This is a genomic window from Ruegeria arenilitoris (assembly GCF_013031355.1).
GTDB lineage: Bacteria > Pseudomonadota > Alphaproteobacteria > Rhodobacterales > Rhodobacteraceae > Ruegeria > Ruegeria arenilitoris_C.
In genome coordinates this window covers 139,413-165,294 of record NZ_WPZO01000005.1, presented here as the reverse complement: position 1 = coordinate 165,294, position 25,882 = coordinate 139,413, and the positions used below count along the sequence as shown (strand labels likewise).

The following is a 25,882-nucleotide window of genomic DNA, read 5'->3' as shown; positions in this document are numbered from 1 at the left end:
CGGCACCGTCTTTGTCTCGTGGAGGATGGTTCAGAACCGGAATTCGAAACCCAGTTGGCCTGCAACGCCATAGTCGTCAGAACTGCTGCCAAATCCGCTCTGGGCGGACATTTCCCCGAACAAAGTGGTGGTTGCTGTGATGTCCACGTGGCCACCCAGTGTCAGGGCAAGGTTATTCCTGCCGCGCTCGGTCAGAACTGTGTCGTTGCCAAAAGACACCGAGGTTTCGTCATCAAACGCATGGTAGTAGTCGAACTGGCCAAAGAGGACGCTGGTGCCAAACTCTCGCTCGGCCCGCAGACCGATGCGCGCACTCAGCGTATCGCCGTCAGAAACCGTTCCAGCCGCACCACTTGAAACATCGTTGAGGTCGTCGGCATCAACACTGCTATAGAGAAGTTGCGCCTGAGGAATTAGGTTCAGCCCATTGTTCAGGGCAAACACCTTGCCGACCTCGATCGAGGCGGCATAGCCATCCCCATCCGTATCAACCTCCTGCCCTCCGGCAAGGCGGGTTGTGCTGTCGAAGAACGCATAACGCAATTGGCCATCCAGATAGAGTTGACTGTCCGCCAGCCACAACGCGCTCAGCGTCACATCGTAGGCGTCGGTGTCGATCTTGCCGTCGGCCAATGACGTTTCGCTGTCTGTTGAAAGTGTCGTTGCACCGAACTCAAGCCCACCAATCAGTGCGCCGCTGCCGATCTCGGCAAGGGGCAGGCTGGCGCCGACACGCAGGCCGCCGCTGGTCGTTTCATTCGTGCGATCACCAGACGTATAGCGGTCGCGCCCACCCTCAGCGTTCAGCCAGACCAGTGGTTGATCTGTAGAGCTGAGTTCGGCCAGCGATCGGCTGACCGTGTTCGCGTCTTCCGTACCTGTTCTGCCCGTCAGACGGCGTAGCGCCCCATCCAAGGCAATCTGGTCGCTGAACTGTTGGACACCAGCTGCAAGAAACGCGCGGTTCGGGTTCAGGTTCACCCCACCGTTCGCAGTGAAGGGGGAAAGAATGAATTCACCGGTTGCCGGATCGTAATCGAGCAGGAAAGTATATGCGCCTCCGACGATTGCGGTTTCTCCGCCTTTGGTCACGAAATCACCGTTCACCAGATGGAAATCGTCTGCAGAACTCGTGTCGGAAACCGTGGCAAGCGCATAGGTCTGGAGATTTGCAAGAGTACCGGACTTTTGAATCTGCAGGCCTTGTTGCGCTCCTGTACTGTCGCCTGTCACAATCAACTGGTCGTTGGTTCCGGCATCGAAATCGACATCGAGCGCCACAGTGCCAGACCCCGTCAGATCGCCGCCAATGGTCAGGCGATCACCTCCGCGCCCATCCGCCAACGTGATAAGACCATCGTTATCGACTTCTCCTTCAACCCTGACCGCCCCCGATCCGCCAAACCCAGCTTGGAAGCGGCTGGTCGCGTCGATCCGCAGGTTGCTGTTCAGAGACAAGTTTGCCTCCCCTGCTGCAATGGTTGATCCGTTGTTCGCCGCGAGAGAAATAATATTTGATGCTGAACTGTCCAGAGTCAGAACACTTCCATTGTCTGCCGTCAGGTTTTCCCAATTGGTGAACAGAGTGCCATCTAAATTGCCGTTGAAGGCCGAAAAGGTCAGCGAGTCCTGCGTGCCTATGCCGCCGTCGAACAGGGTTGCCGCGCTGATATCCGCACCCCCTTCAATCGTCAGCGCATCGGTACCGTCACTCAGCAGCACCTCACCTGCAATCGCTGATCCCGACCGCAGAATGACATGGCTATTGCCGCCATCGCTGTCGACAATCGCCTCGCCAGACAAGGAGGAGACCGACGCGCCGCTTTCAAGGGTGATCACGCTCGACCCGGCGGTCGTCCGGGTTAGAATCCCGGCATTGGTGTCCCCTGAAACAGCGCCGGACACGGTAATCGATGTCAGGCCTGAACCAAAGTTTTGGGCGTGGATACCATAGCGCTCACCGTTGACATTCGCGACCTCAATCGCCAACGCACCACTGCCATCGTTGCGCGCGTATATCCCGAACGATCCACCTGACACGGTTCCCGATGATGAAATCGAAATATCCGTGCCAGAGTTTCTGGCATAGATGCCATTGCCCAGGGTTCCGGAGACATCCTTCGCTGCGATCGTCAGGGCTCCACTGCCGTCGTTTCGCGCCTGGATTCCGTGCGTTGCACCGCTGATCGTGCCAGTGGATGTGACCGATAGGTTCGCGCCATAGTTGTTCAGGTTCAGCCCGTTCAGTCGGGTCGATGTGACATCCACGACCGAAACAGTCAAATCGCCGGTGCCGATGTTTCTTGCCGAAATCCCGCGCCAGCTGCTTGTCACCTGTCCGCTTGCCGTGATCGAAAGGTCGGTGCCTCTGTTAATGGCAAGAATACCTGAATTGTTGGCGGTTCCGGTGACATTGGCCGCAGAAATCACCAGCGATCCTCTGCCATAGTTACGAGCGTTGATGCCGTACCCATCATCTGTGCTGATCGCGTCTCCGACGTCGATAGTTATCCCGCCGGTCGTTCCGCGACCACTTGCGTATATCGCATCACGGGCACCCGTCACAGTACCCGACGCCGTAACCGATAATTTGGTGCCGGAGCCGTGATTTGCCGCCCTTATCCCAAAGCTGTTGGTACTGGTGACTTCCGCGGTTGTGATTGTCAGGGCTCCCGTGCCGCTGTTGAGGGCGTAAACACCGAAAGAGTCCCCCTGAACCGGTCCAGTCGCCGTAATGGTCAGATCGGAGCCTCTGTTTTGCGCGGAAATCCCTTCCGCGCCCTGGCCAACCACCTCTTCAACAGCAATCGTCAATGCCCCGCTGCCATTGTTTGTGGCTGCAATCCCCCGATCGCCGCCGATGACCCGGTCAGTTGCAGTGATGGAAAGATCGCTACCGGAATTCGCCGCCGAAATGCCGTCACCTATTGCACTGGAGACACCTGCGGCAGAGATTGTCGTCGCACCGCTACCGGTGTTTAGCGCAAATATGCCAGACCGGCCCCCTGAAACGATCCCGGAGGTTGTGATTGAAAGGTCCGTGCCACGGTCGTTCCTGGCATAGATCCCATCATCCGCCGCACCACTGACATTCGCCGCTGTAATCGAGATGCTCCCTTCCGTCAGCTCACTGTATTTTCGAGCGAAGATACCGTTGCGCGCTCCGCTGAGCGTGCCGGTCGTGGTCACCGTCACATCGCCGCCGCCATAAACGACGGCTCGAAGCGCGTCATTGGATTTCGAAGTGACTGTTGACTCATTGTTGTCGGTAAAGGTCACGCCCAAATTACTGAACAGATCAATGGCGTTATGGGAATTGAAAGGCTCAATGCCAAAGCCCGGCGTCGTTTCTACCGTTATGGGCGCGCCGTTGATGATTGTCACACTGACGTCGTTTACCGGATCAGCCGGTCCGGAGCACAAATAAACGCCGGGGACCTCCAGGCCACAGCTACCCGCAAGCGCAGAGCCCGCAGTCAGTAATGTGGTCGCGCCAAGTGCCGCCGCAGAAACGCCCGAAAGTATGCGTCCCAAAGCCGGGGCGTAACTTGCCACTTGACCCTTGTGCTTTGTCATCCGGCCGCCATGCAGACGGAGTGCTCGATAGTGCGGCACGTTCGTGCTCTGATCTGTTTTACTCATTATGTCCGTACCAATTTTGATTTTATTGTTTAGTTTTCTATGTTTGCTTCGGCAGGGTGATCAGCGTTGCGGCCTCAGGGGTGCCGGGTGCAACTGCCATCGGGCAGAGATGACCCGGCAAAAGCTCAAGGTCGTAGAGCTCGGCCACATCGCCATCTATCCGTAGCCAGTCCACACAAGTCCTGGTCTCAAGATCTATTATCTGGAGTCCGCACCATGGCGCGCTGTCGGCCTCGGTCAGACGGGCATCAAGCTCCAGCCCCTCGAACCGCTTGTAACGGGGCTTGGACAGGCCGACGAAGGCGTAACGACCATGCACGGCCAGACCACGGGCAAAACCGGGACAGAAAACATGCGGTTCAAAACGACCCTTGCCGTTCTGGTCGAACTCGACTGTGCCCAACTCTCCGCGGCCGGAATTCAGCAGCCACAACCGTCCGTCATGCCATCGCGGCGAATGCGGCATCGACAAGTTGTCGCAAACGATGTCTCCCGTCTCGACATCAATAACGATGCCTCCATCCGCACGCCGGTCGCGCCAGCCGTCGATCGTGTCCGACCGGCTGACGGCAGTGACGTATCGGGGGTGCCCGTCCTTCATCGCCAACCCGTTCAGGTGGCATCGATCCTCATCCACCAGCGATGATATGAACGGGGGTCGCCAGACCTCTCGAAAGCTATGGCGCGGGTCCGGAGTTGCGAGGCAATTATATCGTGTATTAACGAAGATCGCCTTGCCTGCGGCGTCGATGCCAAGGTCGTGCAGATCTAGCTGCCCGGTAAACTCGCTCTGACGCGGCATGAAGGCGGCGTCGAACAGATCATTCACACGCTCCTGCGGATCCAGCACGTTCTGCATGTGCAGAATTTGATCGTCCGCTGCCAGCGACAACCCGTGCACGCCATGACGGTGGATGCCCATTGGTCGGGGGAAAGCCATCTGATGGATGTTGATCCCACCACCCGGCTTGACCCCCACCATGTAAAGGAACCCCGACTGGTAGGAGGTAAAGGCGATGGACAGCCCAAGCCCTCCGAGCCGGTCGGCCAGACCCGCGGAGACCGAATAGTCGACTTTGGGTGTCCTCGGAGAAGAACCCGTTGTGTTATTTTCAGCGGCTGCGCCAGACTGAAATTGTTCGCAGAGAACATCGCTCATCGCGCGTCCTCCGGCAGAGACCAAGCCGTAACGGCAAGGTTGTGTGAACTAGTGTTGCCGCCTCTTATGCGGCTGAAAGATGACCTGCTGCGTCGCATCCCAAACCCCTGAGTACCGGATCAGCATCCGAACCAGTAAATTCATTGCCTTAGAACGGATTTGGTTTCGAGCAGGCATTCGCTGAGCTGGACGCAGTGGTACCATTTATGAACGGAATGAATCTCGTGCTGCGCTGGATGCCGGGTACAGGTGAATGCAGGTCGAAAGATCAGGAAAACTCAGCCCTGACCGACACAGTGATTACGTAGAATTCAGCCTAAAGATTCGACGAGAACGCCACCTCGCAAGACGGCAGCCGCTCTCATTCAAATTCAATGTGGTTCGGTCTTTTTTGAACCATTCGACTGCCGCTTTGGAGGCGCAACTGGCAAACGCAAAAGACTGGACTTGGAGCGGGCCCCGAGCCGTAAAAAAGCAGTGCTTTGAGTTGGCAGGAATTGTTGCGAGTTTCATAACTCACATATGCTAGCCTTCCTGTAGGTCCGGAGAGGTCTCCGGTATCCCGGCGTCAATCTAGTGCCGCCGCCTTTAGCGAAGACCTCAGTCTCCAGTCCCTTCCGGTCGGTGGGATTAGTCTTTGAAACTCAGGCAATTTTTCCCGTAGCCCCTCGCGGTAGTCTGTCGGTGAAACACCGTAGTGTTCCATGAACGCTCGGGAAAAGGCCGGGCGAGTTGAGAACCCTGTTTTATAGGCAACGTCACCAATATTGCAGTTGGCATCGGCCCTTAACAGGCCCGCGGCTTTTTCCAATCGTATCAATCGAATAAGGCGCTGAGGTGTGTCCGTTTGCTGGCAAATCTGGTACAATTTGGACCGTGATATTCCGACTGCCTTTGCAATCACTTCCGGTGTCAGGTCACGACGATGGAAGTTCTGATGGATAAAATCTACAACCGTGAAAAGGACGGTTTCATCCCGGATTTCGCGCGTTTCGAGTTCCTGTATCCGCTGATGTCTGAACGCGTCGACAGTGAGGCGATAGAGCATATCAGAAAGCGTTTCGATTTCGCGATCGTCCGCGTGATTCAATTCGCTGAACACGCCGGTAATTGCAGTTTTGAGAATTCTGGTGACCGGGCTGTCTCGCAACACCATGCCGTGTAGCCGCGAGATTCCAGGAACCTCTTCCTGAATCTTCTTCCGATGCAGATTCAACGAGTAAGACGTCGCCCCTTTATGCTGGTAGGAAAACGGTCGCTCGGTGTCGAGCGAAAGCAGGTCCCCCGTCCTGGTATGCGCCGAACCTTCCGAAAGAGGCGTCGACAGATCCTCTCCTTTGAATTGAAAGTGTACTCCAAAGTAGTCCCTTTCCGCGCGCGCCATGCCACGCTCCGATCTGTGGAAGACGCACGGCGTCAAGGTTTGGTATGTGTAAATCAAGAATTTCGGAGTTATTTTGGCTTCGCCAGTGAGGCTAAACGGGTCATCAACAGGTCCGGGGCGATCAACTTCATAACCCGCCAAGTCGAACAGTTCCTCGCGAAACAACGCGTATTGCTGCTTTTTCGGCGACAAGTTGGTGTCAAATCTGTGGGAGATTAACGTGTTTTGCTCTACCATAAGTAACCTTTGAAGACAGTACCTTTATCACTTTGAGTTCCGCACATAGTCAATTTCTCAAGACGGGCACAATAGTGCTGCGGGGGCGTACAGAGAACGTCGAATTCACGGGTTGGGCTCTCGGCTGCGGACAACGTAAGCCCAATACCAATCCTGTGACGTGAGACCGTTTCTCGAGCATGGCCCGGGACCGCCCTTCACCACAGCCGCCCACGCCGCGGTGGAACTGAGACGAAGCGGACATTGGCCGGAAACCTCATCCAACACATAGGTAGCGCAGCCACGGCACGTGTTGGACGAGAGCTTCCGAAAGTGTTCCGACCTATTCCAACAGTCCTTTTTCCTGATAATATTTCAGCGCGCCCGGATGGATTGGCGCTGAAAGACCAGCCGTGACCATTTCCTCTTTGGTCAGGTTGGCGAAGGCCGGGTGGAAGGTGCGAAAATCGTCGAAATTCTCGAAGATGGACGACACCAATGCATAAACCGCCGCATCAGATACGGTGGCCGATGTCACAAGTGTTGCACCGACCCCAAAGGTATCGACGTCGCTGTCGGTGCCGCGATACATGCCGCCGGGAATTGTGGCCGAGCGGTAATAGGCGTTGTTGTCGATCAGACCCGTTACGGCTTCACCAGTCACAGGTACCAGCTTGGCGTCGCATGTGGTGGCAGCCTCGGTCAGGTTGCCCGAGGGATGGCCAGCCGTGATAATGAACGCGTCGATCTGGTTGTCACACAAGGCACTGGATTGCTCGGCTGACTTCAACTCGGCGGCAAGGGCGAACGTGTCTTTGGTCCAGCCTTTGGCGTCCATGAGCACCTCCATGGTGCCGCGCTGGCCAGATCCGGGATTGCCGATGTTGACCCGCTTGCCCGCCAGATCGTCAAAATGCTCGATCCCCGAGTCTGCGCGCACCATCACGTTGAAGGGTTCGGCGTGGACGGAAAACACTGCACGCAGGTCTTCGAAGGGCCCGGCTTCTTCGAACTTGGAGGTGCCATTAAGGGCGTGGAATTGCCAGTCGGATTGGGCCACGCCAAATTCCAACTCACCTTCGCGGATGGTGTTGATATTATAGACCGAACCGCCTGTGGATTCGACCGTGCAGCGCACGCCAGTTTCCTTGCGGTTCTTGTTCATCAGGCGACAGATTGATCCGCCGGTGGGGTAGTAAACCCCTGTCACGCCACCTGTGCCGATTGTGACAAACTCTTCTGCCTGAGCTGCTGCAACTCCAAGCGACAGTGCCATTGCCGTAGCTAAGATCCTGTTCTTTTTCATCGTTTCCTCCCTGTGAATATGTGTTGTTTTGATTGGTAATGAACGCGGTGTCAGAGCCCTGGGTTTTGTCAGATCGGTCCAATCACGTCCTGATATCCGAACAGTGCCGGAAGCCCCCCGGTATGCAGCATGACGACCTTTTGGCCCTTGCAGATCACACCCGCGTCCAACAGTCCCAATAGCCCGGCAAATGTCTTTGCCGAGTAGACTGGATCCAAGAAAATACCTTCAGTGCGCGCCATGAGGGTCAGGGCATCACGTGTCCCTTCCCCGACTTGCCCATATCCGGGCGCGAGTGCGCCATCCCAGACGTTGATGCCGTTCATGACGATCGCCGGGTCGAAATCCATCAAGGCAGCCAATCTGCCGAGGACCTTTTCCATGCGCGCGTATTGCTGATCCTGATCGCGTCGCACACAGATGCCGTAGACGGGCGCACGCACTCCGGACAGCCGTAGCCCCGTCAGAAACCCGCCGTGTGTCGAGCCGCTGCCCGAAGGCACGACTGCGGCATCAAATTCGCTCATTTGCGCGCCCAGTTCCGCGCCCCCCTGCACATAGCCCAATGCCCCCAAAGGCGGGTGGTCGATACCAAGGTGGATGACATAGGGTCGGTGGCCGGCGGCAACCAGCTGAGCCGCCCTTTCATGCAAGGCATTGTCCGCGCCGACTTCATCTTCTCCTACCGGAAAATGCATGTGTTCAGCGCCCAGGATTTTGGCCAGCAGGACATTGCCCGACTGGTAGTACTGCTCTCCCATGCCCGGCACCCGCTCTTCCAGCTGCAGAACGGATTTCATCCCCAAACGGGCCGCCGCGGCGGCCGCCGTGCGTACAAAGTTCGACTGTACCGCTCCGGTAATCAGGACGGTGTCAGCCCGCTGTTGTAACGCTTCGCCAAAATAGAACTCCAACTGCCGAGTCTTGTTGCCACCAAAGCTAAGCCCGGTCAGGTCGTCCCGCTTAAGCCAGAGGTCAATACCCAGGCGGTCTGACAGGCGATCCAGCCTTTCGACCGGTGTGACTTCGGTCATCAAACAAGCGCGCGGGAACTCAGACAGTTTCAGGTCGATTTTCATCTGTTCAGTCATCACTTGTCATCCAACCAGATAGGCGCGGCGGAACAGGGCCGCGCACGCGAGAATCGAGATAATCCGAATGGCGTGGGTAATGGCCTGTTGCGGCAGCAGCGGACCGATCACGTGCCCCAGCAGACTGCCGGCAATTGTGGCCGCGACAAACGGCCAAAGCCACGGGGCGCTGGCAAAGGCCGCCCAGTCCGACAGGCAGTGCAACGCGAAGGCTGAACCATATGCGACCAGTGCCACGGGCTGTACCAACCGACGCGCTTCGTGCGGGGTTCGACCCGAGGCCAGAAAGCCCAGAATCATCAAAGGACCGGGAGTGGCTGCCCACACTGTGGCAAGGCCGGACAGGCCCGAAATTGCCTGAAATCCCCGCGGCCCAACCTTGTTATCCTGCGGCAGCAACGAGGTGGCTACTCCGACAAGTAAAAGAACGCCCGTCAGGACCAACACCATGCGTTCCGACAGATAAGGGTAAATCAAAAGACCCAGAGCGATGCCCGCAACGCACCCAATCACTGCATTCCGGATCAGTGCAGTGTTCATGGACCACACCCGCCTGTTCGACGCGACAAGCGAAACGAGCGTGTTCAGCATGAGCAAGACCGGAACAGCCGTGGTCGTCCCCAGCAACACCATCATCACAGGCGCTACGACGATGCTGAACCCGATTCCCACCCCAACCTGAATCGCCGCCCCTGTTAAAATGGCAAGTAGCAAGATCAGTAGGTCGGCGGGCACGTTTCGATCCATTGTTTCACTGTTCATGAACGGAACGGTAACGCCACACAGCTTTAATGAAAAATCATCTTATTGTATTTATTGATACGCTGGTGTTATCAATTCATATGCGCATAACTGCCCGACAGATTGAGCTTTTCCAGATGGCCTATCGACACCGGTCCACGCGAAAGGCGGCAGATGCCCTGCACATATCTCAGCCCGCTATAAGCCGTGTCGTCGCTGAGCTTGAGGCCGAAATGGGCGTGCCCCTGTTCGATCGATCGGGTCGTAAATTCGAGCCTACCTCCGCGGCGCACAGTCTGCAGCAGGCGGTTCAAAAACACTATCAGGGCTTGGAACGTATCCAGGAGGCCGCAATTCAAATCGCCTCTGGCACTGGAGGACATTTGCGTGTGGCAACGGTTCCGGCAGTGGCCGATACCCGCGTTGCGGTTGCAGCCGGCAAACTTATGGCAGAGCACTCCGCCCTAAGGGTCGATGTCGATGTTCTGGACGAGAGGGCCGGGATGGCCGCGTTGCGCGAAGGACGGGTGGATTGCGCAATTGTATCGTCTGACCCCGGCGATCCAAATCTGGCTTGCATCCGTCTGGCCGACCTTCACCCTGTCGTGATTGTTCCTCGCGATGATCCGCTGGCCGCGGCGCGCGGAGTATCGGCTGCCGAACTCGCGGAGGCACCTCAAGTCATGCTGACATCTCATAGCCCGTTCCGCCGCGCTGTGGAGGTAATGTTCGACAGTTGTGAGGTTTCGTTTCAGGTCAGAGCAGAAGTCCAGACACAATCCGCTTTGGTACGCATGGTCGCCCAGGGCGCAGGCCGCGCAATTGTCGACAAGAGTATTTTGGGCACTTCGCAAGCAGACGATGTTTCCACGGTACCATTAAAATCAAACCTCAGTTGGCCGGTCCGAATGATCACCTTTTCCGCATCAAATGACATTCCCGGTTTGCAAAGTTTTACGAATGAACTGAAAGAGCATCAGGGCCAGGCCAATTGAGCTCAGTAATATACCGTGCAGCAGGTATTTTCTGCATTGGCGAAGGCTGGCTAAGGTTTGAGCGGTCACTAGCCGGCAGCTGCGCGTTTGGTGTCAGTGAATGGTTGTACTTCGGACAAAGCTGAAACTAAGCACATTTATTTAATTGCCATCACTGCTATCAATCGAGCCTGGTTGCTGTCCTCAACGTAATTCAGGTTTCGTGACTAGTTTATTGTCAGAGAGTAAATTTCAACCAACTCGTCTCTGCCGCGAAGCTTGTGTGCCCCGATGCGCTTAAACTCTATTGGTTTGACCAAGGCACTACGAACAGAGCTGGAAACAAGAATATTCGCTTCCGCTTGGGTATCGCCCAATACTTTTCCGGCTTCTTCCAAACGTTGCGCGACATTCACTGCGTCTCCAACGACAGTATAGCTCAGCCTTCCTTCACTGCCGATGTTCCCAATAACCACGCGACCGATGTGAAGCCCTATGCGTAATCTGACAGAATAGGGCAAGCCAGCCGCTATTCGTTCATTTTGATTATAATTCTGAATCCAACGAGCGATCTCAATTGCTGCCTGACACGCCAGATCGGCCGCATCGTCCTGATGTTCCAAGGCACCCCAGACCGCCATGACCGAATCTCCGATGAACTTGTCGATAGTGCCGCGGTTTTTCTGGATGCAGTCCGCCAGCCCAGCAAAGTGATCATTCAGGAATAATGCCGTTTGAGAAGCCGTAAGATGTTCCGACAGTGTCGTGAACTCAACAATATCCGTAAACATAATGACCACATCTCGGTGAGATGAGTTGATCTGTTTGCCTGCGTGGTGGCGCATCAATTGGCGGACCAAACGCTTGGGCACATAAAGTTCGAACCAACGCAGGCCTTCAAGCATGAAATTGTATGATCGTGCCGCCTCATCCAGTTCTCGGAAGAAGGACCCTTCGATTTCGGCAATATTCGAAATATCCAGATCATGTACACGCTTTGCACTGTCGGAAAGCCGCCGCACAGGTTTGGCAATTTTCTGACCGATCAATGCCGCCACCCCGGCCGAAATGACTGCCATTATTGCGCAGAACCATATCGCCCATCTTAATCGAGCTGCTTCCGCAATGATGTCGTGGGTTTCAAAATATGTGGCTACGGTAAGTGCTTGATCGCCATAGTTGGTTAGCTCTTCAAAGAAAATGACATACTCCCAATCAGCGTAGGCAACGAAGCGAGTGTTCGCGCCGGTCAGAAAGTACTTTGCGACGCTAAGGTGATCATTCGGCTGCCACATGGCCGCAACGATTGGATCGGAGAAACGGTCTTGCTGCGGAAGTGGTGCCGCACGATTTAAACCAGCATACCCAAATGCCATGAGTGGGTGGGCCAATACGGCATTTCTACCGTAAAGCATGAACACATTTGCACCGAATTCCATTTCCTGATCAGCCAAGAATTCGGAAAGTTTCACGACCGAAACCCAAGCTGATAAGACCCCGATTATTCTACCTTTCTGAATGATTGGACTTTGGTAGGTCAGCACCGATTGGCCATATTCTCCGCGCCAAAGAATATTGCCCCAACGAGCTTTCCCGGTTTCAATTGCTTCATCGATAAGGTGGCGCAGATCGACATCGTCCCCAAGCTTCAAAAAAATGGGTAGTGTCTCTTCTTCGGTACGTTCAACGCCTGTTAGAATTTGGTTTCTGTCAATAAATTGTATCCGAACAATCTGGGGGGTCGCTGAAACGGCACCCAACAAAAGGCTAACAAACTCTTCTGATCCGTCCGCCTCCACTTCTCCCGAGGCAATCCTGCTCGCAATAAAATCGACTTGGTCAGAAGCTGCTGTCAAATAGCGCTCTACCTGTTGGCGCTGGGTGCCGATGATTAGCTGCGCCTTCTGTGTCAGCAAATCCGAGGTATTGCGGTAGCCAACAACTAGACCCACACCCAATACACCTGCGACTGAAGTTAGTACAAAGAAGCCCAACCCAAGCGCCAAGGCGACCGACATCGAGGCATGCCACTCGCCACCCTTCCCTTGGGAAGTATTTGCTTTTTTGCCCCCCATGACGCGCCCCGTGAACGAGACAATCTTTCGGCTTAATTCGGCGGATTATATACATTTTCTTGAATTTTTAAAGTTTTGCTTACTTGGGGTCACTTTCGGACAAACTTGATCCAGCCTCAGCTACGCCAGTAGGTCAGCTCTGGGGCTCTTCGCGGACATCGGTTGTATCGCTGCATCAGTGGATAATCCGGCCTGAACTACCGCAAAGGACGGCCCTTACCGGGCTTACAGCTGCGCAGCAGGCGGAAGTGCCGCATTGGGGGATTGCAAATGGAAGCAACCAGGGAAAAGCGCTGCTTCGCTGAAATGAGCGTCAGCTCGCGATCCGGCGAAATTCGACCAATACATTTTTAGGTTGTTAAACCGAAGCAACCCGTCTACTAACTTGCGGACCTGGAAACCCTGACAAAGGAGGGATCAAATATGCTGAATCGTCAGATTTCAATCCTTCGCGCAGCAGGCGCAGTAGCCCGTTAAAGCGGTCTGACAGGTTTCCGATCTGAAGGCCGCCTCGTGAGCGGCCTTTTTTGTGTTTTCTTCACGTGGCGGCTTTCCATCATTCATGGAGAGAACAATGCCAAGCTTATCACTATACATCCCCCTCAAACGGCCGCGCGGCCTCTTGCTGCGGTTGATGGTTGATTATGCCTCGCGGCCCAGCGGAGAACGGCCTGTTCTGCGCAGGTTAGCTGACCTGCCGGATTACCTGAGGGAAGACGTCGGCCTCCCGCCACGGATTGAACGCCCACCGCCTTCGCACCATCGGGTGCCATTCTGAACAACTGACTAAGCAGGGGCAGTTTGCTGCCCTTGCACCATTGGGCCTGACCTAGGGCAGTTTTGCGCAGATATTTGCCTTCGCAAAGACTAATGACGGATCACACCTGACATCGATTGGTCATTCATCCTCACCAACATGCCGTCCTCCGGAGAGCGGCCCAGCTTTTTCGGAGGCGTAACTATAACAGCCGCGCTGCTTGATCACATTTCGCAACACCGCCAAGGCATCGAGACTGGCTATGTTCTCAATAAGGGATGCGCGTTCGACTGATGAATTGGCGCAAAGCAAACCGTGAACGCACCACTCGTAAACCCGGCAGCCGCATTAATTTTGTCTGTAGGAACGTCTCAAACTCTTCAAGGCTTTCAACCGCAATTTCCAACAAGAAATCCTGTGCGCCGGTCATCAACGTTCCAGTTACCACTTCGTCAAACAGCGCAACCTGGCGCTGGAAGTCGGCCACTTTATCGGCGTCCTGCCGCTCCAACTCGACCGAGACAAAAGCTGTGATCGGAAAGCCTGCCGTTTTACGGTCAATTCGGGCGCTGTAGCCCGAAATCAACCCAGATTCCTCAAGGCGTGCCAACCGGCGCTTGCAAGGTGTGGCGGACAGACCAATGCGTTCCGACAGTTGGACCAATGACATGCGTCCATCCTCTTGCAGCGCGCGAAGAATCTCTCGATCCACTTGATCAGTAGTGTAAGGCACTATAAATCCTTATATTTGTAGTGAATACCACTAAGTTTGTTTCAAAGTACCTTAGAAAAGCGGTTTTTCAACCCATTACTGGACCATAAGCTGGAAGTGATGATCCTGACGGATCGAATTGATGACACTCCTGCCATGCAAACGAATGGTGAAACCATGCCCCTGATCCTCACAGAAGAAACACCGCCACCCGGATATGAACGTCTGATCTTTGCCGAGGACACCAGCAACGGGTTGCAGGCTTACATCTGCCTGCATTCGACAGTTTGCGGCCCGGCGGCGGGTGGCTGCCGAATGTGGGCTTACGACAGTCGGGAAGCTGCGCGTGAGGACGTGTTGCGACTGGCACGCGGCATGACGGCCAAGAACGTCATGGCTGGACTCGGGTTGGGCGGCGGCAAATCGGTGATCATCGGCAATGCCCGCGAAGACAAAACTCCGGCAATGCTACGCGCCTTTGGCCGTGCAGTCGATGCACTTAAGGGGCAGTATTATACCGCCGAAGATGTTGGGTTCTCGCCGGAAGACATACAGATTGTAGCTGAGGAAACGGAATTCGCGGTTGGCCTTGAAGGGGGCGAGCATGGCAGCGGCGACCCGTCACCCTTTACTGCCGAAGGGGTATTCCAATGCCTGAAGGTTGGCGCACACGACGTGTTCGGAAGCGACGATCTGACCGGGCGTCGTGTGCTGGTTCAGGGTCTGGGCCACGTAGGCATGAGCCTGGCGGAAAAACTGTATGCTGCGGGTGCGTCGCTGATCGTGTCGGATATAAATCAGGCGGCGCTGGATCTGGCCCGCGACCGGTTGCGTGCGGATATCTGCCCCGTGGATCAGGTCTTTGACGCGCAGATGGACATTTTCGCACCTTGTGCTCTGGGCGGTATACTGACCCATGAAAGCGCGCAGAAACTATCGGCGCGGTTGGTCTGTGGCGCGGCCAACAACCAATTGGCTGAAGACGACGTTGCCGAGACCCTTCGCGCGCGCGGAATTCGCTATCTGCCAGATTACGTAGTTAATGCAGGCGGCATCATCAGCGTGGCAGGTGAAATTCACAAGGCCGGTGAGACATATCGCCAGTCCAGGCTCAAGGAGATCGCCACGCGTGTTGCCGAAATCCTGGAAACCTCGAACCGCACCGGCCAATCGACCACACGGGTCGCCGATCAGATTGTCGGTGACATTCTGGACCGTGCACGTGGCCATCAACAGGAGGGGGCAGCATGAGCGATACAACCAAACCGCTGTCGCTGAATGTACCTGAGCCGGGCTGCCGTCCAGGCGACACGCCTGATTTTTCGGACTTCGAGATTCCCCGCGCTGGTGAGGTCCTGCGCCCACCGGTCGACGTGGCCGCGGATGACATTCGTGACATGGCTTTTTCGATTGTTCGGGTTCTGAACAAAGAAGGACAGGCCGTAGGTGAATGGGCAGGGGCAATGACGCCAGATGAGCTGCGTACCGGCTTGCGCCACATGCTGACCCTGCGCGCCTTTGACAAGCGTATGCTGATGGCGCAGCGCCAGGGCAAGACAAGTTTCTATATGCAGCACCTGGGCGAAGAGGCGATCAGCTGTGCCTTTGCTCGGGCGTTGCGCCCCGGTGACATGAACTTCCCGACATATCGTCAGGCCGGTCTTCTGGTCGCGGTGGACTATCCAATGCTGACGATGATGAACCAAATCTATTCCAATGCCGATGACCCGCTACATGGGCGGCAGTTGCCAATTATGTATACCTCGAAAGAACATGGGTTCTTTTCGATCTCGGGCAATCTGGGCACCCAGTTCGTGCAATCGGTGGGCTGGGCCATGGCCTCGGCCATTTCGGGGGATACCAAGATTGCCGCTGGCTGGATCGGCGACGGATCAACCGCGGAAAGCGATTTCCACGCGGCGATGGTGTTTGCCTCAACCTACAAGGCACCGGTGGTTCTGAACATCGTCAACAACCAATGGGCTATTTCGACCTTTCAGGGGATTGCCCGGGGTGGTGTCGGTACATTTGCCGCGCGCGGCCATGGGTTCGGCATCCCTTCGCTTCGTGTCGACGGCAACGACTATCTGGCCGTTCACGCGGTCGCCAAATGGGCCGCCGAACGCGCACGCTTGGGCTTGGGTCCAACCTTGATTGAGTATGTGACTTACCGCGCGGGCGGGCATTCTTCGTCTGACGATCCCTCGGCCTACCGCTCGGGTGAGGAAGCCAGCGCCTGGCCGCTGGGCGATCCAATAGAGCGGCTGAAGCAGCATCTGATCACGATCGGCGAATGGTCCGACGAACGCCATACACAGGCCGAGGCCGAAATTATGGATGGCGTCATAGCAACGCAGAAACAGGCCGAGAGCGTCGGCACCCTGGGCGACGGCAAGGCACCATCACCCCGCGACATGTTCGAAGGTGTCTATGAAACGATGCCACCGCATCTGATCCGGCAACGCCAACAAGCGGGGTATTAAGCGATGGCCCAAATGACAATGATCGAAGCCATTCGCGATGCCCATGACGTGGCCATGGCGGCCGACGACCGTGTGGTGGTGTTTGGTGAGGACGTAGGGTTCTTCGGCGGGGTTTTCCGCTGTACCGCGGGTTTACAAGAGAAGTACGGCAAGAGCCGCTGCTTCGATGCGCCGATCAACGAAAGCGGCATCGTCGGCACCGCAATCGGTATGGCCGCCTATGGGCTGAAACCGGTGATCGAGATTCAGTTCGCCGATTATGTCTATCCCGCCTATGACCAGATCGTGAGTGAGGCCGCGCGTCTGCGACACCGCTCGAACGCCGATTTTACCTGCCCGCTTGTCATCCGCATGCCCACGGGCGGGGGAATTTTCGGCGGCCAGACCCACAGCCAGAGCCCAGAGGCGCTGTTTACCCACGTATCGGGCCTCAAGGTGGTGATGCCGTCCAATCCTGCGGACGCCAAGGGGTTGTTGCTTGCCTCGATTGCCGACCCTGATCCGGTGATCTTCCTAGAGCCCAAGCGTCTCTATAACGGGCCTTTTGACGGGCACCACGACAAGCCGCTGACAACCTGGAAAAAACATGCCCAGGGCGACGTCCCAGACGGCGATGACATCGTGCCCCTGGGCAAGGCGAAGATCACCCGCGAGGGGGCGGATGTGACCGTCCTGGCTTACGGGACAATGGTTTATGTGGCTGAGGCCGCCGCGAAGGAAACCGGTATTGACGCCGAGGTGATCGACCTGCGAACGCTCATGCCCTTGGATCTGGACACGATCACCGCCTCGGTGAAGAAAACCGGCCGCTGCGTGATCGTGCATGAAGCCACGCGCACCTGCGGCTTTGGCGCTGAGCTGCTGAGCCTCGTGCAAGAGGAATGCTTCTACCACCTCGAAGCGCCGATTATCCGGGTCACCGGTTGGGACACACCTTATCCGCATGCCCAGGAATGGCAGTACTTTCCGGGTCCCGCGCGGGTGGGTGACGCCCTCAACACCGTCATGGAGGACTGAGCCATGGGCGTACATATCATCCGCCTTCCGGACATTGGCGAAGGCATCGCCGAGGCCGAGTTGACCGAATGGCTGGTCAAACCCGGAGATATCGTCAGAGAAGACGATATTCTGGCCGTTGTAATGACCGACAAGGCTGCGGTCGAAGTGCCGTCCTCCGTGGATGGCAAGGTTCTGGAACTGGGTGGCGAGATCGGCGAGTTGATGGCCGTTGGTGCCACTCTGATCCGGATTGAGGTCGATGGCGAAGGCAACGAAGGCGACGCGCCTGCTGTGGCCGAGGCGACCGATGTTGAGCCAGAACCAGAGCCGAAGGCCGAACCCAAGCCTGAACCTGCAAAGGCACCTGAGCGGGCCGCACCTGCCGTGGCACGCGCCCAAGGCACCAAGCCGCTGGCCTCACCCTCGGTGCGCGCTCGTGCCCGAGAAGAAGGGATCGACTTGCGCCAAGTGCCGGGGTCCGGTCCGGCCTCGCGGATCAGCCACAACGATCTCGACCAGTGGATTGCCTCGGGCGGCATTCAGCAGGGTCAGATCACCCGTGGCGCCAATACCGGCATCGAAGAGGTGCGCGTCATCGGGATGCGCCGCAAGATCGCTGAAAAGATGCAGCTTTCGAAACGCCAGATCCCGCATATCACCATCGTTGAAGAGGTCGAAATCGAGGCGCTCGACGCCCTGCGGGTGGCGCTGAACGACAAGCACAAAGGCGACAGGCCAAAGCTGACCATGCTGCCCTTCCTGATGCGTGCGATCGTAGAGGCGGTACGCGAACAGCCCGGACTGAACGCGCGTTTTGATGATGAGGCCGGCGTCATTCATCGCCATGGTGGGGTGCATGTGGGCATCGCCACCCAGACACCAAATGGGCTGAACGTACCGGTGATCCGCCACGCCGAGGCGGGCAGCCTGTGGGACAATGCCGCTGAGTTGACCCGCTTGGCCGAGGCCGCCCGTGACGGCACGATCAAGCGCGAGGAATTGCAGGGTGGCACCATCACCATCACCTCGCTCGGGCCCTTGGGCGCGCTGGCCACCACGCCAATCATCAACCACCCCGAGGTGGCTATTGTCGGCGTCAACAAAATGCAGATCCGCCCGGTTTGGGACGGCCAGCAGTTCCAACCGCGCAAGATGATGAACATCTCGTGCAGCTTCGATCACCGGGTGGTCGATGGCTGGGATGCGGCGGTTTTCGTGCAGAAATTGAAATCCTTGCTGGAAACCCCGGCCATGCTGTTTGTGGAGGGCTGAATGTCGGACCTGAAATGTAAGTTGCTGATCATCGGCTCTGGTCCCGGCGGGTATGTTTGCGCCATTCGTGCGGGGCAGTTGGGCATCGACACGATCGTAGTGGACGAGGCCAAGCCCGGCGGCACCTGTCTGAACGTGGGCTGTATCCCCTCCAAGGCGCTAATCCACGCTGCCGATGAGTTTCACCGGATCACTTCGGTGAATGACGGCCCGCTGGGCATCTCCGCCCCGGCCCCGAAAATTGACCTCGCCAAGACTGTTGCTTGGAAGGACGGTATCGTCAAACGGCTGAATACCGGTGTCTCGGGCCTGATGAAAAAGGCAGGCGTCAGGTTCGTGTCGGGCTGCGCCCGGTTTCTGGATGGAAAGACCGTGTTGGTCAGCGATACTGATGGCGAGAGCCGTGAAATCACTGCTGAATACATCGTCATCGCGTCGGGTTCAGCCCCGGTCGAACTCCCCTTCCTGCCATTTGGCGGCGATATCCTGTCTTCGACCGAAGCTCTGGCAATGGGTGACGTGCCTGAAAGCCTTGCCGTTGTCGGCGGCGGTTATATAGGGCTGGAATTGGGCACGGCCTTTGCCAAACTGGGCACCAAGGTCACGGTGGTCGAGGCAGAATCCCGCATCCTGCCCACCTATTACAAAGCGCTGACTGCGCCGGTGGCGAAACGTCTGTCGGCTCTGAACGTCACGGTCATGACCGGCACCAAGGCGCAGGGCTATTCCGAAGGTGTTTTGGCTACGGATCAGGGCAATGTTGTCGCTGACAAGGTACTGGTGACCGTCGGCCGCCGCCCGCGCACCCATGGCATCGGGGTTGAGGAGCTGTCGCTAACGATGGACGGACCGTTCATCCAGATCGACGAGACCTGTCAGAGCTCGATGCGCGGTATCTACGCAATCGGTGACGTCACAGGCGAACCCATGCTCGCCCATCGCGCCATGGCACAGGGCGAAATGGTAGCCGAACATATCGCGGGCCACGCCGTCGAGTGGGACAAACGCGCGATCCCTGCAGTCTGTTTCACCGACCCCGAGATCGTCACCTGCGGCGCCCTACCCGGCGAAATTGATGGCACAAAAGACAGCGACTTTCCGTTGGCTGCCAATGGTCGGGCCATGACATGCGAACGAGAAGATGGATTTGTCCGCGTAGTCTGGCGCGAAAGCGACCATGCTGTGGTGGGCATTCAGGCTGTCGGCGCGCAGATGTCGGAACTCTCGGCGGCCTTCTCGCTGGCTATCGAAATGGGCGCTTGTCTTGAGGACATCGGCGCAACCATCCACGCCCACCCGACACAGTCTGAAGGCTTGCAGGAAGCTTGTCTGAAGGCTCTGGGTCAAGCCCTGCATATCTGAAGTTCAGGTTGAAGCTTGATCAGCCCTGCATCGGCCGGGCTGGTCTTTCCCATGAAAACGAACCAGGTTCTCTTTGACGCGATTTAGCGCATAACTATCCAGGGCCAGCGAAAAGGCTGGTTTTTTCGGCGAACCCCTCAATTTGAAGTTTGTGTGACTTTGTCAGTTACAAGCCGATTGGCCTGCATACATTCCAAGCCCGGCACCAGCTGCCGTTGCAAGAGTTTTGCCTGTGCCTGAACCAATCTGGTTGCCCAATACGCCACCCACAGCGGCACCTCCCAGAATGCCCGCAGCACACCGAGCGTCGCTTTGTGCTTGAGCCTGAGTTGGCGATGTCGGGGCCCCACATGCTGCCAAGAGCAATGCGCCACCAAGCAGGCAAGCTACCGTTGTCTTTCTCATGTCGGCTTCCTCACGTTCACACGTATGCCATCGTCTTTAGTTACCAGATATGTAGGCGCTGCCGAACCGCTCTCCAACCCCTCGGCAGTCAAGGCGCAAAAACCCGCCCAGTGACCGGGCAACTTGTCGCCTGAGCCACAATGTCATGCGGTTCTGGGGTGAAGCACAGCATAATCCACACGCCTGACTTTCATGGTCAGAAATCCCACCGGCCACTTTCCGTGCTTTCATCTTTTTACGTGGGCAAAAGACCAAATTGTGATCAACTGCAGCTAAGAGATCATTTTTGAGTTTGGTCAGTAAAAAACGGCCTCTTCGTCAGTGTAAGAGATACTGTAGTCATCGTAGCGAGCAGGGAAATTTCTTGCGATACTTCGAAAAAAATCCTCTTGTTGTTCGATCTCTTTTTCGTTGCCAAAAATGGCAATTTCCGCTTCCACATCAAATGGATACGGATCTTTCTCCTCAGTTTCTCGCGTGATTTTGTAGCCTCTTTTTTCGAGCATGGCAGCCACGCTGTCGGCGTCATCAGAATCGCGGAAAGATATGTAAAACGTGAAGGGTATTAGCTGTGAGAGGTCCAAGCCCTGGTCCGCAGCGGACGATAACATTTGTGCGTTGGACGGCTTAAAAAACCGATCGATTATCCTCGTGTGAATTTCTGTTAAGAATGACTTCATCGGATCACGTCCTTAACCTTGGTAGTTCACAACTTTAAACCGGTGGTGTCTCAATCTTCAATAAGGCTGGCAATTTGCGCGCAGTGCAACTTTTGCTTGGTCATACAAAGATGGATCGCACGGTTCGGTATCTCAGCGTTGAGCTTGAGGACACCTTTGCCATAGCTGCAGCTATCGAAATTTAGTATTTCTGGGCCGTCTTCACGGGCGGCCCAAACCTGCCGCTAGACCAGCATTTGGAACGCCGCAACGCATGCCAGCCACTGGCCACCAACTTGCCAAAGAAACCGTCCTGTGCCGCCGCATCGTTAATGTGCATCGGTTGTGGGTCAAACTCCTGCGCAAAGCCGATGGCAGCCTCTCGTGTCAGCCGTGCTGACCTGCTTGTGACGCTCTCTCCAACGTTCAAAGCCGCGCGTTCAGCCATGCATCTTTGTTCCTTTGGTGATCTTGTCGACGATCTTCTTGTCTGCACGCAGGGCGATCCCCACGGTGTTGGGCTCATCCGGGCCATGTTCGGCAAAGACGGCCCGGTTCGCCTCGTCGTGGCCTGTGGCAAACATTTCCTTAATATAGGCCACGGTTTCGACGCCCCGGCTCCGGGCACGGTTGCGAATGTTGGTCAGCACATTGGACGCACCCGACAGCACGATCACCGGCTGGACCGACATCGGCAGATGGGCATTGCCGTCGCGGTCTGCATAGGGGGCACCGATCAGGTCGGGGTTCGCACCGGTGATGCCACTCATCAGAAAGGCGGTGACGTTGAGCTTCTGCCAGGTGGCTAGGTCATCGCGGACGATGATGGCAATCTTTGTGTCGAACATTCGGGGTTTCCTTCTCAAATCAGCGTGATCATCGACGCGGCGAGGCCAAAGCCAAGCGTCACGTTGAACAGGCGGGCGATGGTCAGGTTTTGCAAAAGGCTCCGCATAGCTGCACCCCCTACCAGCCAGGGCAAGCAACCGAAAACGGCAGCCAGGATGAAGATCAGGCTCAGCGTTGCGGCCTGTTCAAACACCGATCCTTCGACGGCCATGAAGGTCCCGACAACAGAGACAGACACGATCCACGCCTTCGGGTTGACCCATTGAAGCAGTATCGCAGGCAAAAAGCCAAATTGCAGAGCCCCGTCTTGTTGCACGGTATCTTTGGAAACCGGGGCAGTGGCGATAGCCCATGCCAGCCACAAAATGGCGCACATACCCACGACACGCAGCACGGAAAGCACCGTCTGATTTTCCAGGATAGTCGCACCAAGACCAAGTCCAACGATAAACAATATCAGGCCCGTCCCCAGGGCAGCCCCAATCAATGCAGGCATTCCGCGTAGAACGCCCACCTGCGCGCCAACGGTCGTCAGCAAAACGTTGGATGGGCCCGGCGTCACCGAAGCGATAAATGCAAAGATGAAGAACGCTGAGATTTCCATGGCCACTCCCCAATCCGGAAAAGTATCGCTATCTGGCATGTAAAGCCGCTCTTTCTTCGGCGTTTTTGTCGCGCTATATATCTAACATTCAGACTAAACCGCATCCACCGAATTGATTTCGGCATGGAGGGATGGAAATGGACATTGACCGAACAGATCGACGCATTCTGGCGCTTTTGTCGAAAGATGCTCGGATGACCAACAAAGAGCTCTCGCATGAGGTTGGCTTGGCCGCGTCAAGCGTGCACGACCGCCTCAAGCGGCTGCATGAAAACGGGTTGATCGCGGGAACCTATAGCGAGATTCGACTGGAGCGGCTGGGCCTGTCCCTGAAGGCGCTCTTGTTTATCCAGATGTCGGAGCACAAAAAGTCAGACCTGGACCGCATTCTCAGGGAGATCCTGAAAATTCCCGAGGTGCGCGCAGGGTGGATGATAAGCGGCCGCTTTGATGCGGTCGTAGAGGTTCTGGCCAAAGACACGTCGCATCTGCACCGGCTGGTTGTTGAACGGTTCTCCTCTCGCGAAGAGATTAGCCGTATCGAGACCTCGATTGTATTTGAAAGCGTGTCTCAGCACGATCTCACTGCAACGCTCGATTTGACTGACGAACAACAGAACACCGCCGACTAAAAGAGTGAAGGCTTACCGTTTCAACTCTTGGTTTGCGTCGATACGCCCGCAGGAACGGCCAGATGGCTACTCACAATTTGGGTGCAGAGAGCGGCCCAAACCTGGCCTTTACCCTTGGTAGTCGATGCTGCGACACGGCGCGCCGGATGAGACGTTGGCTGCGGATACGCAGCTCAGCGATCGGCTACAATCACACGACGCGGACGAAGTAAAAATTTGTCAATCTGTTGGTGACGCAATTTGATTGGACAGTTTCCCGCGAGACCAATCAAACACGATATTGAATACAAGCGTATAGACTGTGACAAATACAATCAGCACTGCCTCCAGCTTTATTGCGCTCCACAACGTCAGACCCAAGGCCCAGGCGAGCACAGGCAGGGTCAGCGCGACAAAGGTGCCCTCAAACAGCAGTGCATGGACCACCCGCACCGCCGCCGATTTATGAGTGTTTTTCCTGACTTTTGCCAAATACCAATCAAACGTCATGTTAAAGATCACATTCCACAGCATCGCCGCCAAGGAAAAGAACACCCCTAGGATCAGGGATTTCTGAACATCGACATGCGAGATAAGCGGCAGCAGCAGGGCAATGCTCAGCAACGCAAAAACCTCAAAAAGCACCGCGTGCACCATCCGACCAGCAAAACTCATGAGTATTTTCCTCAATTCATGTCCGCGGAGGAGTTTTACTCTGTTGTTGCGATCAATAAAGCCAGATAGTATCTAATCAACAGATAGATGGTGGAGACCTCCTCGTGCGTGCATCATTCGAACAGTTGGAGGCATTCGTCACCACCCACAGCGAAGGCTCCTTTTCCGCGGCAGCCCGAAAATGCAACAAAGCGCAGTCGGTGATCAGCACTCTGGTCGCCAACCTTGAGGTCGATCTGGACGTCGAGCTTTTCGACCGCAGCCGAAGATATCCGACCCTTACCCAGGCGGGAGAGGCGTTGATTTCGCCGGCCCAAATTCTGTTGGAACGGCGCAGCCGGTTTCTGGCCATCGCTGACGCTTTGTCGATGACTCTGGAGAACCGCGTCACGCTCGCCATGGCGCCGCATATCAAGCTGGCAAACCTGGGTGAGATCATCCGCACCTTCAATGCTGAGTTCCCATCCGTTGATGTGGAAATTCAGTCCTTTACTGCAGGTGAGATTCAGCGATTGATCGTCGAGGGTGGAGTGGACCTGGGCATTATTCTGGAACCCGAAGGTATCCCACAGGCGCTCGACTTTCGCTCATTGGGCACACTCAGGTTGGTCTGCGTCAGCCATCCGGAAAGCCCGCTTGCGCAGATGCCGTCGGTCTCCTGGGAGGAACTGCGTCTGCATCGTCAGATTTTGTTGAAGGAAGCCGACAACCCCAACAGCGCTATCCTTAAGGCCTCGCCTTCGATTTGGCAGGTTAGCACTGCAACGGAGGCCATCGATCTAGTGCAGGCCGACCTGGGGTGGTCGGCGCTGCCTTTGCACGCAGTGGATGTCTTTGTTCAGACCGGAGCGCTGAAAATCCTGCCCCTGCAATTTGAGACCAAACCCTATGCCGAACGCGCGGTGGATATGATCTGGTCATTCAAAAAGCCCATGGGTCAGGCAACAGCCAGACTGTTGGACCAACTATCTGAAAAAGCTGTGATCCAGAACTCCACTGTGACTTAGATCTCGCCGCGAAGTTCCTCGGCAAAAGAGGAAATCGTGTGCTTCGGCGATCCAAGTACCCGCCAGGTTTCAGCAGACACCAGCTCTTCCTTCAGCTGCTGTACGAATGTCAGCACGTGTTCGATAAATGTCGCCTGCTCGTCCGGCAATCCCATTTGGCCTACAGCCTCCATCGGCAACCGGATAACTTCTGCCTCAGGAGCGTAAGCTCCCAGAAACTCGATCGATGCCTCGGTATAGGTCTTGGCTTGTTGACCCTGAACGGCAAACTCTTTGTTTTTGGCTGCGTCATTCCCCACGGCATTGAAGACAAGTTCCGCCAGATCGCTGGAATTGGTGAACCAAATCGGATGAACGTGATTTCCAATAACGGCCAGTTGATTATCCATCAAGAGCTTGGGAAGTGAATCCAGGAAGAACGAGCAATAGAAGAATGTATAGGGAATGCCTGATGTCTTGATGGCATCGATCCCGCCTTTGCGGATGGCATTGGTGCCATAGGCCATACCCTCGGTCGAAAACTCGGGATGCGCGTAGTCGACTCCTGCAATTTGCATGATGTGCTGAACGCCGGCTTCTTTCGCCGCCGCGACGACGTTGATCACACCTTCGCGTTCGGTGTGGAACGGCAAGGTGGTGTCCAGCGACTCGGTGTTTAGTGTGATGTACAGCGTCTCAGTGCCCTGCAAAGCCGTTGTCAGGCCGGCCGGATCCGACACGTCGCCGTGAACAAGGCGTACTTCTGCGGGCAGAGCTGACTTTGCCGCCACCGGATCCCGCACGATGGCGGTCACTTCTGCGCCTTTCTCCACGAGCTTTGCGGTTACGCGATGCCCCAGATGGCCTGTGGCGCCGATAATGGTGATCTTCTTTGTCATGATGGTATCTCCTGTTTCAGC

The 25,882-nt window shown here is 56.2% G+C and carries 23 protein-coding genes and 1 pseudogene; 9 read left to right on the top strand and 15 right to left on the bottom strand.

Features of this window, described 5'->3' with window-relative positions; translation table 11 throughout:
* Positions 1 to 30 precede the first annotated feature (30 nt).
* From GOX63_RS13780 to GOX63_RS13755, 6 genes are all read right to left on the bottom strand, one after another.
* A complete protein-coding gene (locus tag GOX63_RS13780; protein ID WP_170546041.1) occupies positions 31 to 3,384 on the bottom strand; it encodes an autotransporter outer membrane beta-barrel domain-containing protein in 3,354 nt (1,117 codons plus the stop codon).
* Between the two features lie 295 nt (positions 3,385 to 3,679).
* Positions 3,680 to 4,801 (bottom strand): TIGR03032 family protein, encoded by a 1,122-nt coding sequence (locus tag GOX63_RS13775; protein ID WP_170546038.1) that lies wholly within the window; start codon positions 4,799 to 4,801, stop codon positions 3,680 to 3,682.
* 568 nt (positions 4,802 to 5,369) lie between these two features.
* Positions 5,370 to 6,422, bottom strand: coding sequence for a helix-turn-helix transcriptional regulator (locus GOX63_RS13770; protein ID WP_170546034.1), 1,053 nt, complete (start codon positions 6,420 to 6,422; stop codon positions 5,370 to 5,372).
* Positions 6,423 to 6,744: 322 nt separating this feature from the next.
* Positions 6,745 to 7,707 carry a TAXI family TRAP transporter solute-binding subunit gene (locus GOX63_RS13765; RefSeq protein WP_170326617.1) on the bottom strand — a complete coding sequence of 321 codons (963 nt, stop codon included), beginning with the start codon at positions 7,705 to 7,707 and terminating at the stop codon, positions 6,745 to 6,747.
* Positions 7,708 to 7,775: 68 nt separating this feature from the next.
* Positions 7,776 to 8,798 (bottom strand): D-cysteine desulfhydrase family protein, encoded by a 1,023-nt coding sequence (locus tag GOX63_RS13760; protein ID WP_254435955.1) that lies wholly within the window; start codon positions 8,796 to 8,798, stop codon positions 7,776 to 7,778.
* Positions 8,799 to 8,804: 6 nt separating this feature from the next.
* On the bottom strand, positions 8,805 to 9,533 hold the full coding sequence (locus GOX63_RS13755; RefSeq protein ID WP_170546032.1) for a TSUP family transporter: 729 nt from the start codon (positions 9,531 to 9,533) through the stop codon (positions 8,805 to 8,807).
* Positions 9,534 to 9,589: 56 nt separating this feature from the next.
* Here GOX63_RS13755 and GOX63_RS13750 point away from each other — a divergent pair, with 56 nt between their 5' ends.
* A complete protein-coding gene (locus tag GOX63_RS13750) occupies positions 9,590 to 10,534 on the top strand; it encodes a LysR family transcriptional regulator (protein ID WP_170546030.1) in 945 nt (314 codons plus the stop codon).
* Positions 10,535 to 10,740: 206 nt separating this feature from the next.
* Here GOX63_RS13750 and GOX63_RS13745 read toward each other — a convergent pair whose 3' ends face one another.
* Positions 10,741 to 12,588 carry an adenylate/guanylate cyclase domain-containing protein gene (locus GOX63_RS13745; protein WP_170546027.1) on the bottom strand — a complete coding sequence of 616 codons (1,848 nt, stop codon included), beginning with the start codon at positions 12,586 to 12,588 and terminating at the stop codon, positions 10,741 to 10,743.
* Positions 12,589 to 13,613: 1,025 nt separating this feature from the next.
* Positions 13,614 to 14,057 (bottom strand): Lrp/AsnC family transcriptional regulator, encoded by a 444-nt coding sequence (locus tag GOX63_RS13740; RefSeq protein WP_367647208.1) that lies wholly within the window; start codon positions 14,055 to 14,057, stop codon positions 13,614 to 13,616.
* A gap of 120 nt (positions 14,058 to 14,177) precedes the next feature.
* Here GOX63_RS13740 and GOX63_RS13735 point away from each other — a divergent pair, with 120 nt between their 5' ends.
* From GOX63_RS13735 to lpdA, 5 genes are read left to right on the top strand one after another with little or no spacing between them, the layout of a single operon-like run.
* On the top strand, positions 14,178 to 15,308 hold the full coding sequence (locus tag GOX63_RS13735; protein ID WP_254435953.1) for a Leu/Phe/Val dehydrogenase: 1,131 nt from the start codon (positions 14,178 to 14,180) through the stop codon (positions 15,306 to 15,308).
* A complete protein-coding gene (locus GOX63_RS13730) occupies positions 15,305 to 16,540 on the top strand; it encodes a 3-methyl-2-oxobutanoate dehydrogenase (2-methylpropanoyl-transferring) subunit alpha (RefSeq protein ID WP_170326621.1) in 1,236 nt (411 codons plus the stop codon). Before GOX63_RS13735 ends, GOX63_RS13730 begins: the two co-directional genes overlap by 4 nt.
* A gap of 3 nt (positions 16,541 to 16,543) precedes the next feature.
* Positions 16,544 to 17,557, top strand: coding sequence for an alpha-ketoacid dehydrogenase subunit beta (locus GOX63_RS13725; protein WP_170326622.1), 1,014 nt, complete (start codon positions 16,544 to 16,546; stop codon positions 17,555 to 17,557).
* Between the two features lie 3 nt (positions 17,558 to 17,560).
* Complete coding sequence (locus GOX63_RS13720) at positions 17,561 to 18,811, top strand: dihydrolipoamide acetyltransferase family protein (RefSeq protein WP_170546024.1); 1,251 nt, start codon at positions 17,561 to 17,563, stop codon at positions 18,809 to 18,811.
* Positions 18,812 to 20,173, top strand: coding sequence for a dihydrolipoyl dehydrogenase (lpdA, locus tag GOX63_RS13715; RefSeq protein ID WP_170326624.1), 1,362 nt, complete (start codon positions 18,812 to 18,814; stop codon positions 20,171 to 20,173).
* Positions 20,174 to 20,335: 162 nt separating this feature from the next.
* Here the strand turns inward: lpdA and GOX63_RS23995 are convergent, their stop codons facing one another.
* On the bottom strand, positions 20,336 to 20,578 hold the full coding sequence (locus GOX63_RS23995; RefSeq protein WP_170326625.1) for a glycine zipper 2TM domain-containing protein: 243 nt from the start codon (positions 20,576 to 20,578) through the stop codon (positions 20,336 to 20,338).
* A gap of 296 nt (positions 20,579 to 20,874) precedes the next feature.
* On the bottom strand, positions 20,875 to 21,258 hold the full coding sequence (locus tag GOX63_RS13705) for a ribonuclease E inhibitor RraB (RefSeq protein WP_170326626.1): 384 nt from the start codon (positions 21,256 to 21,258) through the stop codon (positions 20,875 to 20,877).
* Positions 21,259 to 21,311: 53 nt separating this feature from the next.
* Between GOX63_RS13705 and GOX63_RS23800 the strand changes: the two are divergent.
* A pseudogene (locus GOX63_RS23800) lies at positions 21,312 to 21,443 on the top strand (integrase); the annotation flags it as partial.
* Here the strand turns inward: GOX63_RS23800 and GOX63_RS13700 are convergent.
* The 3 genes from GOX63_RS13700 to GOX63_RS13690 are packed head-to-tail and all read right to left on the bottom strand — an operon-like array spanning position 21,440 to position 22,729.
* The gene (locus tag GOX63_RS13700; RefSeq protein ID WP_170326627.1) at positions 21,440 to 21,685 is read right to left on the bottom strand and encodes a MaoC/PaaZ C-terminal domain-containing protein; all 246 of its coding nucleotides are present in this window, start codon (positions 21,683 to 21,685) and stop codon (positions 21,440 to 21,442) included. The pseudogene GOX63_RS23800 and the gene GOX63_RS13700 overlap by 4 nt on opposite strands.
* Positions 21,678 to 22,085: a DUF2000 family protein gene (locus GOX63_RS13695; RefSeq protein ID WP_170326628.1), complete on the bottom strand. Its 408-nt coding sequence runs from the start codon at positions 22,083 to 22,085 to the stop codon at positions 21,678 to 21,680. The genes GOX63_RS13700 and GOX63_RS13695 overlap by 8 nt, the downstream gene beginning before the upstream one ends.
* Positions 22,086 to 22,099: 14 nt before the next feature.
* The gene (locus GOX63_RS13690; protein ID WP_170326629.1) at positions 22,100 to 22,729 is read right to left on the bottom strand and encodes a LysE family translocator; all 630 of its coding nucleotides are present in this window, start codon (positions 22,727 to 22,729) and stop codon (positions 22,100 to 22,102) included.
* A 98-nt stretch (positions 22,730 to 22,827) separates the two neighbouring features.
* Between GOX63_RS13690 and GOX63_RS13685 the strand changes: the two genes are divergently transcribed.
* Positions 22,828 to 23,322 carry an Lrp/AsnC family transcriptional regulator gene (locus GOX63_RS13685; RefSeq protein WP_170326630.1) on the top strand — a complete coding sequence of 165 codons (495 nt, stop codon included), beginning with the start codon at positions 22,828 to 22,830 and terminating at the stop codon, positions 23,320 to 23,322.
* A gap of 219 nt (positions 23,323 to 23,541) precedes the next feature.
* On the opposite strand, the gene GOX63_RS13680 is transcribed toward GOX63_RS13685, so the two are convergent.
* Positions 23,542 to 23,976, bottom strand: coding sequence for a PACE efflux transporter (locus GOX63_RS13680; RefSeq protein ID WP_170546021.1), 435 nt, complete (start codon positions 23,974 to 23,976; stop codon positions 23,542 to 23,544).
* A 104-nt stretch (positions 23,977 to 24,080) separates the two neighbouring features.
* Between GOX63_RS13680 and GOX63_RS13675 the strand changes: the two genes are divergently transcribed.
* Positions 24,081 to 24,983 carry a LysR family transcriptional regulator gene (locus tag GOX63_RS13675; protein ID WP_170546018.1) on the top strand — a complete coding sequence of 301 codons (903 nt, stop codon included), beginning with the start codon at positions 24,081 to 24,083 and terminating at the stop codon, positions 24,981 to 24,983.
* On the opposite strand, the gene GOX63_RS13670 is transcribed toward GOX63_RS13675, so the two are convergent.
* Positions 24,980 to 25,861, bottom strand: coding sequence for an SDR family oxidoreductase (locus GOX63_RS13670; protein WP_170546016.1), 882 nt, complete (start codon positions 25,859 to 25,861; stop codon positions 24,980 to 24,982). The two genes, GOX63_RS13675 and GOX63_RS13670, sit on opposite strands and share 4 nt — an antisense overlap.
* Between the last annotated feature and the right edge of the window lie 21 nt (positions 25,862 to 25,882).

Bases quoted from the DNA above. Each gene is read 5' to 3' on its own strand.
- GOX63_RS13680 (WP_170546021.1), bottom strand. From the start codon at position 23,976: ATGAGTTTTGCTGGTCGGATGGTGCACGCGGTGCTTTTTGAGGTTTTT.
- GOX63_RS13670 (WP_170546016.1), bottom strand. From the start codon at position 25,861: ATGACAAAGAAGATCACCATTATCGGCGCCACAGGCCATCTGGGGCAT.
- GOX63_RS13735 (WP_254435953.1), top strand. From the start codon at position 14,178: ATGATCCTGACGGATCGAATTGATGACACTCCTGCCATGCAAACGAAT.
- GOX63_RS13685 (WP_170326630.1), top strand. From the start codon at position 22,828: ATGGACATTGACCGAACAGATCGACGCATTCTGGCGCTTTTGTCGAAA.
- GOX63_RS13695 (WP_170326628.1), bottom strand. From the start codon at position 22,085: ATGTTCGACACAAAGATTGCCATCATCGTCCGCGATGACCTAGCCACC.
- GOX63_RS13745 (WP_170546027.1), bottom strand. From the start codon at position 12,588: ATGGGGGGCAAAAAAGCAAATACTTCCCAAGGGAAGGGTGGCGAGTGG.
- GOX63_RS13750 (WP_170546030.1), top strand. From the start codon at position 9,590: ATGAAAAATCATCTTATTGTATTTATTGATACGCTGGTGTTATCAATT.
- GOX63_RS13760 (WP_254435955.1), bottom strand. From the start codon at position 8,798: ATGACTGAACAGATGAAAATCGACCTGAAACTGTCTGAGTTCCCGCGC.
- GOX63_RS13720 (WP_170546024.1), top strand. From the start codon at position 17,561: ATGGGCGTACATATCATCCGCCTTCCGGACATTGGCGAAGGCATCGCC.
- GOX63_RS13765 (WP_170326617.1), bottom strand. From the start codon at position 7,707: ATGAAAAAGAACAGGATCTTAGCTACGGCAATGGCACTGTCGCTTGGA.
- lpdA (WP_170326624.1), top strand. From the start codon at position 18,812: ATGTCGGACCTGAAATGTAAGTTGCTGATCATCGGCTCTGGTCCCGGC.
- GOX63_RS13700 (WP_170326627.1), bottom strand. From the start codon at position 21,685: ATGGCTGAACGCGCGGCTTTGAACGTTGGAGAGAGCGTCACAAGCAGG.
- GOX63_RS13770 (WP_170546034.1), bottom strand. From the start codon at position 6,422: ATGGTAGAGCAAAACACGTTAATCTCCCACAGATTTGACACCAACTTG.
- GOX63_RS13705 (WP_170326626.1), bottom strand. From the start codon at position 21,258: ATGAAGTCATTCTTAACAGAAATTCACACGAGGATAATCGATCGGTTT.
- GOX63_RS13730 (WP_170326621.1), top strand. From the start codon at position 15,305: ATGAGCGATACAACCAAACCGCTGTCGCTGAATGTACCTGAGCCGGGC.
- GOX63_RS13690 (WP_170326629.1), bottom strand. From the start codon at position 22,729: ATGCCAGATAGCGATACTTTTCCGGATTGGGGAGTGGCCATGGAAATC.
- GOX63_RS13775 (WP_170546038.1), bottom strand. From the start codon at position 4,801: ATGAGCGATGTTCTCTGCGAACAATTTCAGTCTGGCGCAGCCGCTGAA.
- GOX63_RS13725 (WP_170326622.1), top strand. From the start codon at position 16,544: ATGGCCCAAATGACAATGATCGAAGCCATTCGCGATGCCCATGACGTG.
- GOX63_RS23995 (WP_170326625.1), bottom strand. From the start codon at position 20,578: ATGAGAAAGACAACGGTAGCTTGCCTGCTTGGTGGCGCATTGCTCTTG.